Here is a 15,777-nt window from a genome sequence, read left to right as displayed (position 1 = left end):
TCTTTTCTCGACCACAAGGGGAGGAGTGTTTCTCCAAACCGCGTGAAGAGGAAAGATTTTTGCATTGTTAAACCTATAAAAGTTTTTGATTTTCAAAACTTTTAAGTTTTTTTGACGGACGTTTTTAATGCCAACTATTAATCAGCTTGTGCGCAAACCTCGCACTCTTACGCATGATAAGAGCAAGAGCCCTGCGCTGAAGAACAGCCCGCAGAAGCGCGGCGTTTGCACCCGTGTTTACACGACCACCCCGAAGAAGCCGAACTCCGCTCTGCGTAAGGTTGCGAAGGTTCGCCTGACCAACGGCTTCGAAGTCATTTCCTACATCGGCGGTGAAGGCCACAACCTTCAGGAACACTCCGTAGTTCTGATCCGTGGCGGCCGTGTGAAGGATCTGCCGGGTGTGCGTTACCACATCGTTCGCGGTTCTCTGGATACCCAGGGCGTGAAGGATCGTAAGCAGTCCCGCTCCAAGTACGGTGCGAAGCGCCCGAAGGCTGCCTAATCAGCTTTCGATGCTAAACGGCATGAGGAGAATGGTCTCCAGGTGCCGAGTAAGTCGCAGCCTGCATCATGTGGCTGCTGGAAATCGAGGCCTGCCAGAAAAGGCCCAAAATGACTGAAGATATTTAACGAGAGGAATTATGCCCCGTCGTCGTGAAGTACCAAAACGCGAAGTTTTGCCGGATCCTAAGTTCGGTAGCGTTGAAATTACCAAGTTTGTTAACGTGATCATGCTGGACGGCAAGAAGGCCGTCGCAGAGCGCATCGTTTATGGCGCCCTGAAGCAGATCGGAGAGAAGTCCGGTAAGGACCCCCTGGAAGTTTTCACCACTGCACTCAATAACGTCCGTCCGTTGGTTGAAGTGAAGAGCCGCCGAGTCGGCGGTGCCAACTACCAGGTTCCGGTTGAGATCCGTCCGGTCCGTCGTATGGCTCTGGCCATGCGCTGGCTCCGTGAAGCTGCCAAGAGCCGCTCTGAAAAGTCCATGCCGCTCCGCCTCGCCGGCGAGCTGCTCGACGCTTCCGAAGGTCGCGGCGGTGCCGTGAAGAAGCGTGACGAAGTCCATCGTATGGCTGAAGCCAACAAGGCCTTCTCTCATTTCCGCTTCTAATCCATTTAAGTTCTGGACAGAAAAGCGCAATCCCCATTTTCTGTCCAGAAAAGGACAAATCAAACTATGCGTACCACTCCGATTGAGCGCTATCGCAACATTGGCATCTCTGCCCACATCGACGCGGGCAAGACGACCACGACCGAGCGCATTCTGTATTACACCGGCGTAAACCACAAGATCGGCGAAGTGCATGATGGCGCGGCGACGATGGACTGGATGGAACAGGAACAGGAACGTGGCATCACGATTACCTCCGCCTGTACCACCTGCTACTGGCACGGCATGAAGATGCAGTACCCGGACGCCTACCGCTTCAACATCATCGACACCCCTGGGCACGTGGACTTCACGGTTGAAGTTGAACGTTCCCTGCGCGTGCTCGACGGCGCTGTCATGGTTTATGACTCCGTCGGCGGCGTTCAGCCTCAGTCCGAAACCGTTTGGCGTCAGGCCGAGCGTTATCACGTGCCGCGTATCGCGTTCGTGAACAAGATGGACCGCGTCGGCGCGAACTTCTTCCGCGTTTACGATCAGATCAAGAACCGTCTGCACGGCAACCCCGTGCCGATCGTGATTCCGGTCGGCGCTGAAGACAACTTCCGCGGCGTTGTTGACCTTCTCGAAATGAAGGCCATCATCTGGGACGAAGCCAGCCAGGGCATGAAGTTCGACTACGAAGACATCCCCGCTGATCTCGTTGACTCCGCCAACGAATGGCGTGAGAAGATGATCGAGTCTGCCGCTGAAGCTTCTGACGAGCTGATGGACAAGTACCTCGAAAACGGCACGCTCTCGAACGAAGAAGTCGTTCAGGGTCTGCGCGTTCTGACGATCGCGAACAAGGTTCAGCCGATGCTTTGCGGCTCCGCCTTCAAGAACAAGGGCGTGCAGCGCATGCTCGACGCTGTCGTTGAGTTCCTCCCGTCCCCGATCGACATTCCGCCGGTCCAGGGCTTCGACCTCGATGACAAGCCGGTTCTCCGCCACGCTGACGACAATGACTTCGCCAGCGCCCTGGTCTTCAAGATCATGACGGACCCGTTCGTTGGTCAGATCTCCTTCATCCGCGTGTACTCCGGCATTATGGTTTCCGGCGAAACCGTGCTGAACTCCACGAAGGACAAGAAGGAACGTCTCGGCCGTCTGCTGCAGATGCACGCCAACCAGCGTCACGAAATCAAGCAGGTTGAGGCAGGCGATATCGCCGCTGCCGTCGGCCTGAAGACCGTGACCACGGGCGACACGCTGTGCGACACCGAGCACCCGGTGATCCTTGAAAAGATGGAATTCCCGGATCCGGTTATTTCTGAGGCTGTTGAGCCGAAGACCAAGGCCGACCAGGAAAAGATGGCTCTCGCCCTCAGCCGCCTGGCTCAGGAAGATCCGTCCTTCCGCGTGCACACCGATGAAGAATCCGGCCAGACCATTATTTCCGGTATGGGCGAGCTCCACCTCGACGTGCTGGTTGACCGTATGCGTCGTGAATTCAACGTCGAAGCCACCGTTGGCAAGCCCCAGGTTGCTTACCGTGAAACGATCCGCTCCGTGGTTGAAAAGGCCGAATGCAAGTTCGTCAAGCAGACGGGCGGCCGCGGCCAGTACGGTCACGTTGTGCTGAAGCTGGAGCCGCAGCCTGCCGGCAAGGGCTTCGAATTCGTTGACGCCATTAAGGGCGGCGTGGTTCCGCGCGAGTACATCCCCGCGGTCCAGAAGGGTATTGAAGATGCCCTGAAGGCTGGCGTGCTGGCCGGCTACCCGGTGGTTGACGTCAAGGCTACGCTGTACTTCGGTTCCTACCACGAAGTTGACTCGAACGAAAACGCGTTCAAGATCGCCGGCTCGATGGCGTTCAAGGACGGTATGCGTGAAGGCAACCCGGTTCTGCTCGAGCCGATCATGAAGGTTGAAGTCGAAACGCCTGAAGAGTACATGGGCGACGTCGTCGGTGACCTTTCTTCCCGCCGCGGCAAGATCGACGGCATGGATGATCAGCAGGGCGGCGGCAAGGCCATCCGCGCGATGGTTCCGCTGGCTGAAATGTTCGGCTACGCGACCCGTCTGCGTTCTCTCACGAAGGGCCGTGCGACCTACGTCATGGAATTTGACCACTACGAGGAAACCCCGCGTAACGTGGCTGAAGCTGTGATTGCTGAAAAAGCTAAGTAACCTTGCGTAACTGATAAAATAAACAATCAGTTTCGCGAATCCAACAAGGATAGAAAATGGCAGAAAAAGAGAAGTATGTACGTAGCAAGCCCCACGTGAACGTGGGCACGATTGGTCACGTTGACCATGGCAAGACCACCCTGACGGCTGCTCTGACGACCGTCCTCGCCCAGAAGTTCGGCGGCGCGGCTCTCGCCTATGATCAGATTGACGCGGCTCCTGAAGAAAAGGCCCGTGGTATTACGATTAACTCCGCTCACGTTGAGTACGAGACCGAAAAGCGTCACTACGCTCACGTCGACTGCCCGGGGCACGCTGACTATGTGAAGAACATGATCACGGGCGCCGCTCAGATGGACGGTGCCATCCTGGTGGTGGCTGCTTCCGACGGCCCGATGCCCCAGACCCGTGAGCACATCCTGCTCGCCCGTCAGGTCGGCGTGCCGAACATCATCGTTTACCTGAACAAGTGCGACCTGGTCGACGATCCCGAACTGCTCGAGCTCGTTGAGATGGAAGTTCGTGAACTGCTGTCCGAGTACAAGTTCCCGGGCGATGACATCCCCGTCATCCGCGGTTCCGCCAAGCTCGCCCTCGAAGGCGATCAGTCCGAGTACGGCGTTCCGTCCGTCCTCAAGCTGGCCGAGACGATGGATTCCTACTTCCCGGAACCCGTCCGTGAACTCGACAAGCCGTTCCTGATGCCGATCGAAGACGTGTTCTCCATCTCTGGCCGCGGCACCGTGGTGACCGGCCGTGTGGAACGCGGCATCATCCACGTCGGCGATGAAATCGAAATCGTCGGTATCAAGCCGACCCAGAAGACGACCTGCACGGGCGTTGAAATGTTCCGCAAGCTCCTCGACGAAGGCGAGGCTGGCGACAACATCGGCTGCCTGCTGCGTGGTACGAAGCGTGAAGACGTCGAGCGCGGCCAGGTTGTGGCCAAGCCCGGCACGATCACCCCGCACACCAAGTTCGCTGCTCAGGTGTACGTTCTGAAGAAGGAAGAAGGCGGCCGTCATACCCCGTTCTTCAAGGGCTATCGTCCGCAGTTCTACTTCCGTACGACGGACGTGACCGGCACGATCGAGCTCGAAGAGGGCACCGAAATGGTGATGCCGGGCGACAACACCACGATGACTGTGACGCTGATCGCTCCGATCGCTATGGAAGAAGGTCTGCGCTTCGCTATTCGTGAAGGTGGTCACACGGTGGGTGCTGGCGTCGTTGCCAAGATCATCGAGTAATACTTTTACGAAAGAATCAGTTAGCTGATCTAAATCAGTTGACATGATGCACAGGATCGGGATATACTCCCGATCCTGTTGTTCTTTTTATGTTCTTTTTTGCAGGATATACTAGAAAATGCAGTCCCAGCGCATCCGTATTCGCCTGAAGGCCTACGATTACAAACTTATCGACCAGTCCGCTCAGGAAATCGTTGATACCGCCAAACGTACTGGCGCCGTCGTTCGCGGCCCGGTTCCCCTTCCCACCCGCTTCCAGCGTTTCGATATTCTCCGTTCGCCGCACGTCAACAAGACGAGCCGTGATCAGTTCGAGATCCGTACGCACCAGCGTCTGATGGACATCATTGATCCGACGGATAAGACCGTTGATGCCCTGATGAAGCTTGATCTTCCCGCGGGCGTGGATGTCAAGATCAAGGTTGAGTAATCAGCTTTGAACCAGCCCGGTTGCAGGAAATTCTGTATCGGGTTAAAATCGCACCTCTTTTTTGCCGCCAAGGCTCTATTGGTGGTGTTTTTTAGTAACGGTCCCGGCCAATCGTAGCCGGGGTGGAGAAAATAATGAGTGATAAGCTTGGCCTTGTTGGTCGCAAGGTCGGCATGACGCGCATTTTCACGGAGGAAGGTGTTTCCGTTCCCGTGACGGTGCTCGATGTGTCGAACAACCGAGTCACAGCTGTTAAGACGGAAGCTACCGATGGTTACAACGCGATCCAGGTCGCGTTTGGTACCCGCCGTCCCAGCCGCGTGACGAAGGCTCTTGCGGGCCAGTTCGCCAAAGCCGGCGTTGAAGCCGGTTCTTCTCTTAAAGAATTTCACGTTGATGCTGATAAGGTCGCCGAATTCAAGGCTGGCCAGACTCTGAGCGTCGAAATCTTCACGGTCGGTGAAAAGGTCGATGTGACCGCTCACACGATTGGTAAGGGCTTCGCCGGCGTCATCAAGCGTCACCACTTCAAGTCCGGTCGCGCTACGCACGGTAACTCGGTTACGACGAACTCTCCCGGTTCTACCGGTAATCGTCAGGACCCGGGCCGCGTGTTCCCCGGCAAGCGTATGGCTGGTCATCTCGGCGATGTGCAGCGCACCACCCAGAATCTGGTTGTGGCCCGCGTTGATGCCGCCCGTGGCCTGCTTCTCGTCCGCGGCGCAGTGCCTGGTGCCAAGAATGGCCAGGTCATTGTTCGTCCCGCTGTCAAGGCTTAAGGAGCGACCGAATGGAACTGAATGTTATTAATGAACAGGGCCAGGAAACCGCGAAGGTTGCGGCTTCTGACGCCGTGTTTGGTCGTGAGTACAACGAAGCCCTGATTCATCAGATCGTCGTCGCTTACATGGCCAATGCCCGCCAGGGCACCCGCGCTCAGCTGACTCGTGCTGAAGTGCATCATTCCACCAAGAAGCCGTTCAAGCAGAAGGGCACCGGCCGCGCTCGCGCTGGTATGACCTCTTCTCCGCTGTGGCGTAAGGGTGGCCGTGCTTTCCCGAATCTGCCTGAAGAAAACTTCAGCCAGAAGATCAACAAGAAGATGTACCGCGCCGCGATCGCCTCGATTCTGTCGAAGCTCGTTGCTGACGGCCGCCTCGTCGTGGTTGATTCTCTCGATGTGGATACCCCGAAGACCAAGGCGTTTGCTGCCAAGGCCAAGGCTCTGGGTGTTGCCGATTCTGCACTGTTTATTGCCAACGATGTCAGCGACAATCTTTACCTTGCTTCCCGCAATCTGAAGAACGTTTCTGTCGTCACGCCGCGTTACGCTGATCCGCTGTCCCTGATTCACTACAAGAAGGTTGTGGTTGAAAAGGCTGCGGTCGCTAAGCTCGAGGAGATGCTGGGATGAGCCAGGAACGTCTTAACAGGGTGCTGGTTGGCCCGATCGTCTCTGAAAAGAGCACGATGCTCGCCGACAAGAATAACCAGATCGCCTTCCGCGTCGTGAAAGACGCGACCAAGAAGGAAGTGAAGGACGCCGTCGAACTGCTGTTCAAGGTGCAGGTCGAATCCGTCCAGGTCATCAACCTGAAGGGCAAGCAGAAGCGCTTTGGCCGCTTTGAGGGTCGTCGCTCCGACGTCCGCAAGGCTTATGTGTGCCTCAAGCCTGGTCAGGACATTAACTTCGCGCAGGAGGTGAAGTAATGGCTCTCGTCAGCATGAAGCCGACGTCCGCTGGACGTCGCCACATGGTCAAGGTCGTTCACCCGGAACTCCATAAGGGCAAGCCGTTCGCTGCTCTGACCGAAAAGAAGAACCGCATTGACGGCCGTGACAACTACGGTCACATCACCACTCGTCATAAGGGTGGCGGCCACAAGCGTGCTTATCGTATCGTCGACTTCGTTCGTAACAAGGACGGCATTCCCGCCCGCGTCGAGCGTCTCGAATACGATCCGAACCGTACCGCTCATATCGCTCTCGTGCTGTTCGCTGACGGCGAACGCCGCTACATCATCGCCCCGAAGGGCCTGAAGGCTGGCGACAAGCTGGTGAACGGTTCCGAAGCTGAGATCAAGGTTGGCAACTGCCTGCCGCTCCGCAATATTCCGGTTGGTACGACGATTTGCTGCGTCGAACTCTTCCCGGGTAAGGGCGCTCAGCTTGCTCGTGCTGCTGGTTCCTACGCTCAGCTGATCGCCCGTGAAGGCGAGTATGCTCAGGTGCGTCTGCGTTCCGGTGAAGTCCGCCGCATCGGCATTGAATGCCGCGCGACGATCGGCACGGTTTCCAACGACGACCACAACCTGCGTGAACTCGGCAAGGCCGGTGCGAAGCGTTGGCGTGGTATCCGCCCGACGGTCCGTGGTGTTGCGATGAACCCGGTTGACCATCCGCACGGCGGTGGTGAAGGCAAGACCGGTACCGGTCGCGCGCCTGTGACTCCTTGGGGTCAGCTTACCCGTGGCTATCGCACTCGTAACAACAAGCGCACGGACAACATGATTGTCCAGCGTCGTTATCGGAAATAAGGGGGCGTAAATGTCTCGTTCGCTGAAAAAGGGACCGTTTGTAGACGCTTCCCTGATGAAAAAGGTTACCAAGGCCCAGGAGAGCCGCGATAAGCGCCCGCTCAAGACTTGGTCCCGTCGTTCTACCATCGTTCCGGAAATGATTGGTCTGACGATCGCCGTTCACAACGGCCGTCAGCACGTTCCGGTGTACATCAATGAGAACATGGTTGGTCATAAGCTGGGCGAATTTGCTATGACTCGTACCTTCCATGGTCACACTGCCGCTGCAGATAAGAAGTAAGGGGAAATGATGGAAACTACTGCTATTGTTCGCGGTGTGCGCCTGTCGGCCCAGCGTGGCCGTCTGGTTGCAGACCTCGTCCGCGGGAAGCCCGTGGATAAGGCTCTGAACATCCTGAACTTCACCCAGAAGAAAGCTGCAGTCATCATCAAGAAGGCTCTGGAATCTGCCATTGCCAACGCCGAGCACAATTTTGGTGCCGACATCGATGAGCTGTATGTCTCCAAGATTTACGTCGAGAAGGCTTCGACGCTGCGTCGTTTCCAGGCGCGCGCCAAGGGCCGCGGTTGCCGGATCGGCAAGCAGACCGCTCACGTCTTCGTGACGGTCAGTGACGCGAAAGCTAAGTAAAGGTGAATTATGGGTCAGAAAATTAATCCCAACGGCTTCCGTCTTCCGGTGACGCGCAACTGGACGTCTCACTGGTATGCGGTTGGCCGCAACTTCTCCCGCACGCTGGGTGAAGATCTGAAGGTTCGCAGCTTCCTGGAAAAGAAGCTGAAGAACGCCTCTGTTGGCCGTATCCTCATCGAGCGTCCGGCTAACAACGCCCGCATCACGATCTACACGGCCCGTCCGGGCATTGTGATCGGCAAGCAGGGTGCTGATATCGAGGTCCTGAAGGCTGAAGTTCAGAAGATGATGGGCGTGCCTGTTCACGTCGACATCGAAGAAATCCGCCGTCCTGATCTGTGCGCCAAGCTCGTTGCTGAGTCCATCACCCAGCAGCTCGAGAAGCGCATTATGTTCCGCCGCGCCATGAAGCGCGCTATGCAGAACGCGATGCGTCTCGGTGCCAAGGGCATCAAGATCATGTCCTCTGGTCGTCTGAATGGCGCTGAAATCGCCCGTACCGAATGGTACCGCGAAGGCCGTGTGCCGCTTCAGACCCTTCGTGCCAACATTGACTACGGCTTTGCCGAAGCCCACACCACCTACGGTGTGGTGGGTGTCAAGGTTTGGATCTACAAGGGTGACGATTTTGGTGTCGATGCCGCGATGGAACCGGCTCCTGAACGCGAAGGTCGTCGTGGCCGTCGCAACAACGGCGATCGTCCGGCCCGTACGGGTGCTCGCCGCGGCTCTGCGCGTCGTAACAATGAGGCTGAAGCTGCGGCTCCGGCCAAAGACGGAGAATAAGCAATGCTGCAACCCAACCGCACTAAGTACCGCAAGGACCAGAAGGGCCGTAATCCCGGCCTGGCCACGCGCGGCGCGAATGTTGCATTCGGCGACTTCGGCCTGAAGGCGCTCGAACGCGGTCGCATCACGGCCCGTCAGATTGAGGCGGCCCGTCGTGCGATTACCCGCCACATTAAGCGTGGTGGTCGTGTATGGATCCGCATCTTCCCGGACAAGCCCATTTCCACCAAGCCCGCTGAAGTTCGTATGGGCAACGGTAAGGGCAATCCTGAATACTGGGTCGCCCAGATTCAGCCGGGTCGTGTGCTCTATGAAATGGACGGCGTGGATGAGTCCGTGGCTCGTGAAGCCTTTGCCCTGGCTGCTGCCAAGCTGCCGGTGAAGACCACGTTCGTTGTTCGCCAGATCGGCATGTAAGGAGAGACGGCAATGGACGTTAAAGAACTGAAAGAGCTCGACGTAGCTGGACTTAAGAAAGAGCTGAACGAACAGGGCGAAGCCCTTTTCAAGCTCCGCCTGCAGAAGGCCACGCAGCAGCTTCATAACACCAACCAGATTCGCAATACGCGTCACGAAATCGCGCGTATCAAGACGATTCTCGCTCAGAAGGTGGCTAAATAATGACCGAAGAAAAAGTTGAAAAGACTCTCGGCCACACCCTCACGGGCGTGGTGGTGAGCGACAAGATGGACAAGACGATCACCGTCCTGGTTGAGCGTCGCGTCAAGCATCCGCTGTATGGCAAGTATGTCACGAAGACCAACAAGGTCCACGTGCATGACGAAGCCAATTCCGCAGCGGAAGGCGATACGGTTGAAATCGCGGCTACCCGCCCGATTTCCAAGACGGTTCACTGGAACCTCGTCCGCATCGTGCACAAGGCTGTTAAGATCTAATACCTGCCTCGGCAGATATTGAATCTGGAAGCGCCGGTCAGAAGAAATTCTGCCGGCGCTTTTAATTTGCCTGGAGAGTCCTGGGAAAAATGGAAAGGGGAGCTGAAAATTCCTTTCAGCTCAAAAAAGTACGCTTTCCTCGTTGCAACACTTGGGAAGATCAACTATACTGCTCGATTCTTGCAGTCCCGAAATCAGTCTGAGAGAGTTTTCTTTTCTCTGAAGTCCCTCAAAAGGCTGTGAAAGACTGCAGAAACCGAGGTAGCAGTCGTCTTCCTAACTGGTTGACCCTGTTATCAAATCGGTCCCGATGAAACTGGCGGCCTCGAGTTGCAAACATTGAAAATTTAGGGCATAATCCTAGACTCTACTTTTCAAGAATGCTTTTTGAAAAGTCAGCTCACAGTTGGGATGGCCGATGTTTCCTACATTGAACTGTTCCAGCTTTCTCCCGTACGGGACCAATACTGTCCGCATTTTGCGGCATAAGTTGGGTATTTGTAGCCATGATTCAGATGCAAACCAATCTGGACGTCGCCGACAACACCGGCGCTCGTTCAGTAATGTGTATCAAGGTGCTTGGCGGCTCAAAGCGTCGCTATGCCACCGTTGGTGACATTATCAAAGTGACGGTTAAGGACGCTGCCCCCCGCGGCCGTGTCAAGAAGGGCGAAGTCTATGACGCAGTCGTAGTTCGCACCGCCGCCGCCATCCGCCGTCCGGACGGCTCCTGCATTCGCTTCGACAAGAATGCGGCCGTTCTGCTTGACAATAAGAAGGAGCCTATCGGCACCCGTATCTTCGGACCGGTCACGCGCGAACTGCGTACCGAGAAGTTCATGAAGATCGTGTCGCTTGCTCCTGAAGTGATCTAAGGAGCGTAACGATGCAGCGTATCCGTAAAGGTGACGAAGTCATCGTTACCACTGGTAAGTACAAGGGCACCAAGGGCACGGTAACTGCCCGCGTTGATGAACGTCAAATCCTCGTTGAAGGCGTGAACGTCGTTAAGAAGGCTGTCCGCCCGAACCCGATGATCAATCAGCCTGGCGGCATTGTTGACAAGACCATGCCGATCGACCAGAGCAATGTCATGCTGTTCAACCCGGCTTCCAAGAAGGGTGAACGCGTGTCCTTTAAGATCGTTGATGGCAAGAAAGTCCGTGTGTTCAAGGACGGTTCTGTCGTCGGCGCCAAGGCGTAAGGAGTCAAGATGTCTCGTTTTCATACTCTGTACTCCGAAAAGATTGTTCCCGAACTGACCAAGAAGTTCGGCTACAAGTCCATTATGGAAGTGCCCCGCATCACCAAGATCACCCTGAACATGGGTGTTGGCGAAGCGGTGAATGATAAGAAGGTCGTCGACAACGCCGTTGGCGATATGACCAAGATCGCTGGCCAGAAGCCGGTTATCACGTACACCCGCAAGGCCATCGCGAACTTCAAGATCCGCGAAGGCATGCCGATCGGCTGCATGGTCACGCTGCGCGGCGAGCGTATGTATGACTTCCTGGACCGCCTCGTGACGATCGCCTTCCCGCGCGTTCGTGACTTCCGTGGCGTTTCCGGCCGTGCTTTTGACGGCCGCGGCAACTACAACATCGGTCTCCGTGAACAGATCATCTTCCCGGAAATCGAGTACGACAAGATCGATGCTGTCCGCGGTATGAACATCAGTATTACTACTACGGCGAAGACCGACGAAGAGTCCAAGGCTCTGCTCGCCGGGTTCAACTTCCCGTTCCGCAATTGAGGCAGGTAACAAATGGCTAAACTCGCACTTATTAATCGCGAAAAGAAGCGTGAAGCAACTGTCGCTAAGTTCGCTGCCAAGCGTGCCGCCCTCAAGGCGATTATCAATGACGCTACCCGCTCTATGGAAGAGCGCATGGAAGCACGTGCCCAGCTGCAGGCTCTGCCCCGCGATACCTCCCCGGTTCGCCTGCGCAACCGCTGCACCCTGACGGGCCGTCCGCGTGGAAACTTCCGCAAGTTCGGACTTTCCCGTTCCATGATTCGTGATGCCGCTATGCGCGGTGACATTCCCGGCCTGATCAAGGCTAGCTGGTAAGCGAGGAGATACGCAATGAGCATGAGTGATCCGATCGCCGATATGCTGACCCGCATTCGCAATGGTCAGATTGTCGACAAGACGGAAGTGGCGATGCCCTCCTCCAAGCTGAAGGTGGCTATTGCCCAGGTTTTGAAAGACGAAGGCTATATCGACGGTTTTTCTGTTGTCGCTAACGACGGCAAGGCTGAACTGCACATTGGCCTGAAGTACTATGCCGGTCGCCCGGTGATTGAGCGCATTGAGCGCGTCTCTCGCCCTGGCCTCCGTATTTACAAGAACCATCAGGACATCCCCCAGGTCATGAACGGCCTTGGCGTTGCGATCGTCTCCACCCCGAAGGGTGTTATGACTGACCGTGCTGCTCGCGCTGCTGGCGTGGGTGGTGAAGTCCTGTGCTACGTCGCTTAATCGGGAGATAAAGAATGTCGCGAATTGCAAGAATTCCGGTCGTCCTTGCTTCCGGTGTCGACTGCAAGATTACTGCCGATAGCGTTACCCTCAAGGGTAAGGTCGGCGAAGTTTCGACTCACATCCTCCCGCTTGTTGAAATCAAGCAGGACGGCAACACCCTTCACTTCTCTGCGAAGGATGAGTCCCGTGAATCGAACCAGAACTCCGGCACGATGACGGCTCTCGTCCGCTCGATGAACACCGGTGTTTCTGTTGGCTTTACCAAGACTCTGACGCTGGTTGGCGTGGGCTATCGTGCCCAGGCTCAGGGTCAGAAGCTTAACCTTTCTCTCGGCTTCTCCCACCCCGTCGTGCATGAAATGCCCGAAGGCGTGACTGTGAAGACCCCGACGCCGACCTCCATCGTGCTGTTCGGTGCCGATAAGCAGAAAGTTGGCCAGACTGCAGCTGTCATTCGCAGCTACCGTAAGCCGGAACCCTATAAGGGCAAGGGCATTCGGTACGAGAACGAAGTTGTGATCCTGAAAGAAACTAAGAAGAAATAAGCGAGACGGATATGATTAACAAAGAGAAAAGCCGTCAGCGTCGCGCGCGTGCTACGCGTGCCCGCATCAAGCTGCAGAAGGTGAATCGTCTTTCGATCCATCGTACCAACCTGCACATCTACGCGAGCATCATCAGCGCCGACGGCGGCCGCGTGCTCGTTTCTGCCTCCACGGTTGAGCGTGAAGTTCGCGACCAGCTGGCTGCTGCTAAGAGCAACGGCGGCAACGTGAATGCAGCCAAGATCATTGGCACCCGCATCGCTGAAAAGGCGAAGGCGGCTGGCATTGAATCCTGCGCTTTCGACCGTTCCGGATACCGTTATCACGGCCGCGTTGCTGCGCTGGCCGAGGCCGCGCGCGAAGCCGGTCTCAAGTTCTAAGGACTGAGCACAATGGCTAAGTTTCAAGGTAAGAATGCGGCTGCTGCTGATGACGGCTTCCGCGAGAAGATGATTGCGGTTAACCGCGTCACCAAGGTCGTCAAGGGCGGCCGTATCCTGGCGTTCGCCGCTCTCACGGTTGTGGGTGATGGCGAAGGCCGTGTTGGCATGGGCAAGGGCAAGTCCCGTGAAGTCCCCGCTGCCGTTCAGAAGGCCATGGATCGTGCCCGTCACGACATGAAGAAGTTCCCGCTTAACCACGGGACCGTCTTCCACACCGTCGAAGGCCATCACGGCGCTTCCCGCGTGATGCTCCGCCCGGCCCCTGAAGGTACCGGTATCATCGCCGGCGGCCCGATGCGTGCTGTCTGCGACGCGATCGGTATCACCGACGTGTACGCCAAGTGCTACGGTTCCTCGAATCCCTACAACATGGTTCGTGCGACCTTTGATGCTCTGAACAACATGCGGTCTCCGGCTGAAATTGCTGCCAAGCGCGGCAAGACGGTCGAAGAGATTGTTGGCTAATTCAGGAGATATTGGAAATGGCTGACAAGAAGACTGTAAAGGTTACCCTGGTCCGCAGCCCGATCGGCTGCAAGGCCGATCACCGCGCTACGGTGCTGGGCCTGGGACTCAAGAAGATCCGTCAGACTCGCGAGCTGGAAGACACGCCCGCGGTCCGTGGCATGATCAACAAGGTTTCGTACCTTGTCCGTGCTGAATGATCCGAGGATAAAAAATGCGTTTGAATACCATTAAGCCCGCTGAAGGCTCCAAGGCTTCGATCCGCCGTGTCGGTCGTGGCGTTGGTTCCGGCATGGGCAAGACCGCGACCCGTGGTCACAAAGGTCAGAAGTCCCGTGCTGGCGGCTTCCACAAGGTTGGTTTTGAAGGCGGCCAGATGCCGCTGTATCGTCGTCTGCCGAAGCGTGGCTTTACTTCCCTTACCCATCGGTTCGTGGAAGAAGTCCGCCTGAGCGACCTCGAAGCCCTGCCTGTTGAAGAGATTGATCTGCTCGTTCTGAAGAACGCGAACGTCGTGTCTCCGCTTACCGCTGAAGCCCGCGTGATCCTGTCCGGTGCCATCACCCGCAAGGTTACGATCCGTGGCCTCAAGGTGACGAAGGGTGCCAAGGCTGCCATCGAGGCTGCCGGCGGCACGGTGATCGCAGAGTAATTTCTTCACTAGGGGCAGAACGTGGCGTACAGCCGTAAAACTAAGGAGCAGAGCAAGGGGAAGTACACGGACCTGAAACAGCGTCTCGTGTTCCTCGCGCTTGCGCTCGTCGTATACCGGATCGGTGCTCACATACCGGTTCCGGGAATTGATCCTGATATGCTCCAGCAGCTGTTCAATCAGCAGCAGGGCGGCATTCTCGGGCTGTTCAACATGTTCTCCGGTGGCGCTCTCTCGCGGTTCTCGCTTTTCGCGCTGGGTATCATGCCGTACATTTCTGCAGCCATTATTCTGCAGATGCTGTCCTACGTGATGCCCTCGCTCGAAGCTCTCCGCAAAGAGGGAGAGTCCGGACGAAGAAAGATCACTCAGTACACGCGTTACACGACGCTCTTCCTGGGTCTGTTCCAGGCTTTCGGTATTTCCGCGGCCCTTCAGACCCAGCCTGGCCTGGTAATCAATCCGGGTTTCGTGTTCCAGTTCACCTGCGTCGTTTCCCTCGTCACGGGAACCATGTTCCTGATGTGGCTTGGTGAGCAGATTACGGAACGCGGTCTTGGCAACGGTATCTCCATCATCATCTTCGCAGGTATTGTGGCGGGTCTTCCCAACGCAGTTACCGGCCTGATGCAGCTGGTGAGCACCGGCGCTATCAACCCGCTCGCGGCGATCTTCGTGATCGCTGTCGTGCTGGCTGTGACCGCCTTCGTGGTGTTTATGGAACGCGGACAGCGCCGTATTACGGTGAATTACGCGCGTCGGCAGGTTGGCCGTCGGATCATGGGAGGCCAGTCTACGTACCTGCCTCTCAAGATCAATATGGCGAACGTGATTCCGCCGATTTTCGCTTCCTCCCTGATTCTGTTCCCGGCTACGGTCGCGGGCTGGATGACGGCCAGTGATTCCAATCGCTGGCTCCGTGACCTGGCTGCGTCTCTCGCTCCGGGACAGCCGATCTACACGCTGCTTTACGCAACGCTGATCGTGTTCTTTGCTTATTTCTATACGGCTCTTGTTTTCAATCCGAAAGAAACGGCAGATAACCTGAAGAAGGGTGGGGCGTTCATCCCCGGCATTCGTCCTGGCGACCAGACCGCCAAGTACATTGATCGTGTGCTTCAGCGTCTGACCCTGAGTGGTGCAATTTACCTGGTGTTCGTCTGCTTGGTTCCTGAGTTCCTCAATCTGAAGTTCAATGTGCCTTTCTACTTCGGCGGCACTTCCCTGCTGATCGTTGTGGTGGTTGCGATGGACTTTATGAGCCAGGTTCAGGCCTATCTGATGTCCCACCAGTATGAAAGTTTGCTGAGGAAGACTAACTTCCAAGGTTTTGGCCGGGGGATGTGATCCCGGCGTAATAAAGG

General features: G+C 56.5%; 26 protein-coding genes. All 26 read left to right on the top strand.

All coding sequences use genetic code 11. The annotated features are described in order from the left end of the window. The first annotated feature begins 127 nt into the window (after nt 1-127). The 26 genes from rpsL to secY all read left to right on the top strand — a co-directional run bounded on the left by rpsL (nt 128) and on the right by secY (nt 15,760). The gene (gene rpsL / locus M4NBBH2_RS02890; protein WP_022442689.1) at nt 128-505 is read left to right on the top strand and encodes a 30S ribosomal protein S12; all 378 of its coding nucleotides are present in this window, start codon (nt 128-130) and stop codon (nt 503-505) included. 139 nt (nt 506-644) lie between these two features. Further along, on the top strand, nt 645-1,115 hold the full coding sequence (rpsG, locus tag M4NBBH2_RS02885) for a 30S ribosomal protein S7 (protein ID WP_022442690.1): 471 nt from the start codon (nt 645-647) through the stop codon (nt 1,113-1,115). 66 nt (nt 1,116-1,181) lie between these two features. Continuing rightward, a complete protein-coding gene (gene fusA, locus M4NBBH2_RS02880; protein WP_116269627.1) occupies nt 1,182-3,284 on the top strand; it encodes an elongation factor G in 2,103 nt (700 codons plus the stop codon). A gap of 56 nt (nt 3,285-3,340) precedes the next feature. After that, nucleotides 3,341-4,534, top strand: coding sequence for an elongation factor Tu (gene tuf, locus M4NBBH2_RS02875; RefSeq protein WP_116269626.1), 1,194 nt, complete (start codon nt 3,341-3,343; stop codon nt 4,532-4,534). Nucleotides 4,535-4,652: 118 nt separating this feature from the next. Next, entirely contained in the window at nt 4,653-4,964 is a 312-nt protein-coding gene (gene rpsJ, locus M4NBBH2_RS02870; RefSeq protein WP_022442716.1) for a 30S ribosomal protein S10, read from the top strand. A 134-nt stretch (nt 4,965-5,098) separates the two neighbouring features. Then, a complete protein-coding gene (rplC, locus tag M4NBBH2_RS02865; RefSeq protein ID WP_022442717.1) occupies nt 5,099-5,743 on the top strand; it encodes a 50S ribosomal protein L3 in 645 nt (214 codons plus the stop codon). Between the two features lie 11 nt (nt 5,744-5,754). Next, nucleotides 5,755-6,378, top strand: coding sequence for a 50S ribosomal protein L4 (gene rplD, locus M4NBBH2_RS02860; protein ID WP_022442718.1), 624 nt, complete (start codon nt 5,755-5,757; stop codon nt 6,376-6,378). Beyond that, nucleotides 6,375-6,674 carry a 50S ribosomal protein L23 gene (gene rplW, locus M4NBBH2_RS02855; RefSeq protein WP_022442719.1) on the top strand — a complete coding sequence of 100 codons (300 nt, stop codon included), beginning with the start codon at nt 6,375-6,377 and terminating at the stop codon, nt 6,672-6,674. The genes rplD and rplW overlap by 4 nt, the downstream gene beginning before the upstream one ends. After that, a complete protein-coding gene (rplB, locus tag M4NBBH2_RS02850) occupies nt 6,674-7,501 on the top strand; it encodes a 50S ribosomal protein L2 (protein WP_116269625.1) in 828 nt (275 codons plus the stop codon). Before rplW ends, rplB begins: the two co-directional genes overlap by 1 nt. 10 nt (nt 7,502-7,511) lie before the next feature. Continuing rightward, nucleotides 7,512-7,784, top strand: coding sequence for a 30S ribosomal protein S19 (gene rpsS, locus M4NBBH2_RS02845; protein WP_022442721.1), 273 nt, complete (start codon nt 7,512-7,514; stop codon nt 7,782-7,784). 6 nt (nt 7,785-7,790) lie between these two features. After that, nucleotides 7,791-8,135, top strand: a complete 345-nt coding sequence (rplV, locus tag M4NBBH2_RS02840; RefSeq protein ID WP_174703611.1) for a 50S ribosomal protein L22 — start codon at nt 7,791-7,793, stop codon at nt 8,133-8,135. 9 nt (nt 8,136-8,144) lie between these two features. Then, complete coding sequence (gene rpsC / locus M4NBBH2_RS02835) at nt 8,145-8,924, top strand: 30S ribosomal protein S3 (RefSeq protein ID WP_116269624.1); 780 nt, start codon at nt 8,145-8,147, stop codon at nt 8,922-8,924. A gap of 3 nt (nt 8,925-8,927) precedes the next feature. Beyond that, nucleotides 8,928-9,344 (top strand): 50S ribosomal protein L16, encoded by a 417-nt coding sequence (gene rplP / locus M4NBBH2_RS02830; protein WP_022442724.1) that lies wholly within the window; start codon nt 8,928-8,930, stop codon nt 9,342-9,344. Nucleotides 9,345-9,356: 12 nt separating this feature from the next. Next, a complete protein-coding gene (gene rpmC / locus M4NBBH2_RS02825; RefSeq protein ID WP_022442725.1) occupies nt 9,357-9,548 on the top strand; it encodes a 50S ribosomal protein L29 in 192 nt (63 codons plus the stop codon). After that, nucleotides 9,548-9,823, top strand: coding sequence for a 30S ribosomal protein S17 (gene rpsQ / locus M4NBBH2_RS02820; protein ID WP_049686530.1), 276 nt, complete (start codon nt 9,548-9,550; stop codon nt 9,821-9,823). Before rpmC ends, rpsQ begins: the two co-directional genes overlap by 1 nt. 506 nt (nt 9,824-10,329) lie before the next feature. After that, nucleotides 10,330-10,698, top strand: coding sequence for a 50S ribosomal protein L14 (gene rplN / locus M4NBBH2_RS02815; protein ID WP_022442982.1), 369 nt, complete (start codon nt 10,330-10,332; stop codon nt 10,696-10,698). 11 nt (nt 10,699-10,709) lie between these two features. Next, nucleotides 10,710-11,027 (top strand): 50S ribosomal protein L24, encoded by a 318-nt coding sequence (gene rplX / locus M4NBBH2_RS02810; protein WP_116269623.1) that lies wholly within the window; start codon nt 10,710-10,712, stop codon nt 11,025-11,027. A 9-nt stretch (nt 11,028-11,036) separates the two neighbouring features. Then, entirely contained in the window at nt 11,037-11,576 is a 540-nt protein-coding gene (gene rplE / locus M4NBBH2_RS02805; RefSeq protein ID WP_022442980.1) for a 50S ribosomal protein L5, read from the top strand. A gap of 12 nt (nt 11,577-11,588) precedes the next feature. Beyond that, nucleotides 11,589-11,894 (top strand): 30S ribosomal protein S14, encoded by a 306-nt coding sequence (rpsN, locus tag M4NBBH2_RS02800; RefSeq protein WP_116269622.1) that lies wholly within the window; start codon nt 11,589-11,591, stop codon nt 11,892-11,894. Nucleotides 11,895-11,909: 15 nt separating this feature from the next. Then, nucleotides 11,910-12,305: a 30S ribosomal protein S8 gene (gene rpsH / locus M4NBBH2_RS02795; protein WP_116269621.1), complete on the top strand. Its 396-nt coding sequence runs from the start codon at nt 11,910-11,912 to the stop codon at nt 12,303-12,305. A 14-nt stretch (nt 12,306-12,319) separates the two neighbouring features. Further along, on the top strand, nt 12,320-12,853 hold the full coding sequence (gene rplF, locus M4NBBH2_RS02790) for a 50S ribosomal protein L6 (protein ID WP_116269620.1): 534 nt from the start codon (nt 12,320-12,322) through the stop codon (nt 12,851-12,853). 11 nt (nt 12,854-12,864) lie between these two features. After that, the gene (rplR, locus tag M4NBBH2_RS02785; protein WP_022442976.1) at nt 12,865-13,233 is read left to right on the top strand and encodes a 50S ribosomal protein L18; all 369 of its coding nucleotides are present in this window, start codon (nt 12,865-12,867) and stop codon (nt 13,231-13,233) included. Between the two features lie 12 nt (nt 13,234-13,245). Further along, nucleotides 13,246-13,761 carry a 30S ribosomal protein S5 gene (gene rpsE, locus M4NBBH2_RS02780; protein WP_022442975.1) on the top strand — a complete coding sequence of 172 codons (516 nt, stop codon included), beginning with the start codon at nt 13,246-13,248 and terminating at the stop codon, nt 13,759-13,761. Between the two features lie 17 nt (nt 13,762-13,778). Beyond that, on the top strand, nt 13,779-13,961 hold the full coding sequence (rpmD, locus tag M4NBBH2_RS02775) for a 50S ribosomal protein L30 (protein WP_022442974.1): 183 nt from the start codon (nt 13,779-13,781) through the stop codon (nt 13,959-13,961). Nucleotides 13,962-13,975: 14 nt separating this feature from the next. Then, entirely contained in the window at nt 13,976-14,413 is a 438-nt protein-coding gene (rplO, locus tag M4NBBH2_RS02770) for a 50S ribosomal protein L15 (protein ID WP_116269619.1), read from the top strand. Between the two features lie 21 nt (nt 14,414-14,434). Next, nucleotides 14,435-15,760, top strand: a complete 1,326-nt coding sequence (gene secY / locus M4NBBH2_RS02765) for a preprotein translocase subunit SecY (RefSeq protein ID WP_116269618.1) — start codon at nt 14,435-14,437, stop codon at nt 15,758-15,760. Nucleotides 15,761-15,777 lie beyond the last annotated feature (17 nt).

This window comes from Mesosutterella multiformis (assembly GCF_003402575.1).
GTDB lineage: Bacteria > Pseudomonadota > Gammaproteobacteria > Burkholderiales > Burkholderiaceae_F > Mesosutterella > Mesosutterella multiformis.
Note: the sequence above shows the minus strand (reverse complement) of the source record. Positions and strands in the feature narration are given on the sequence as shown.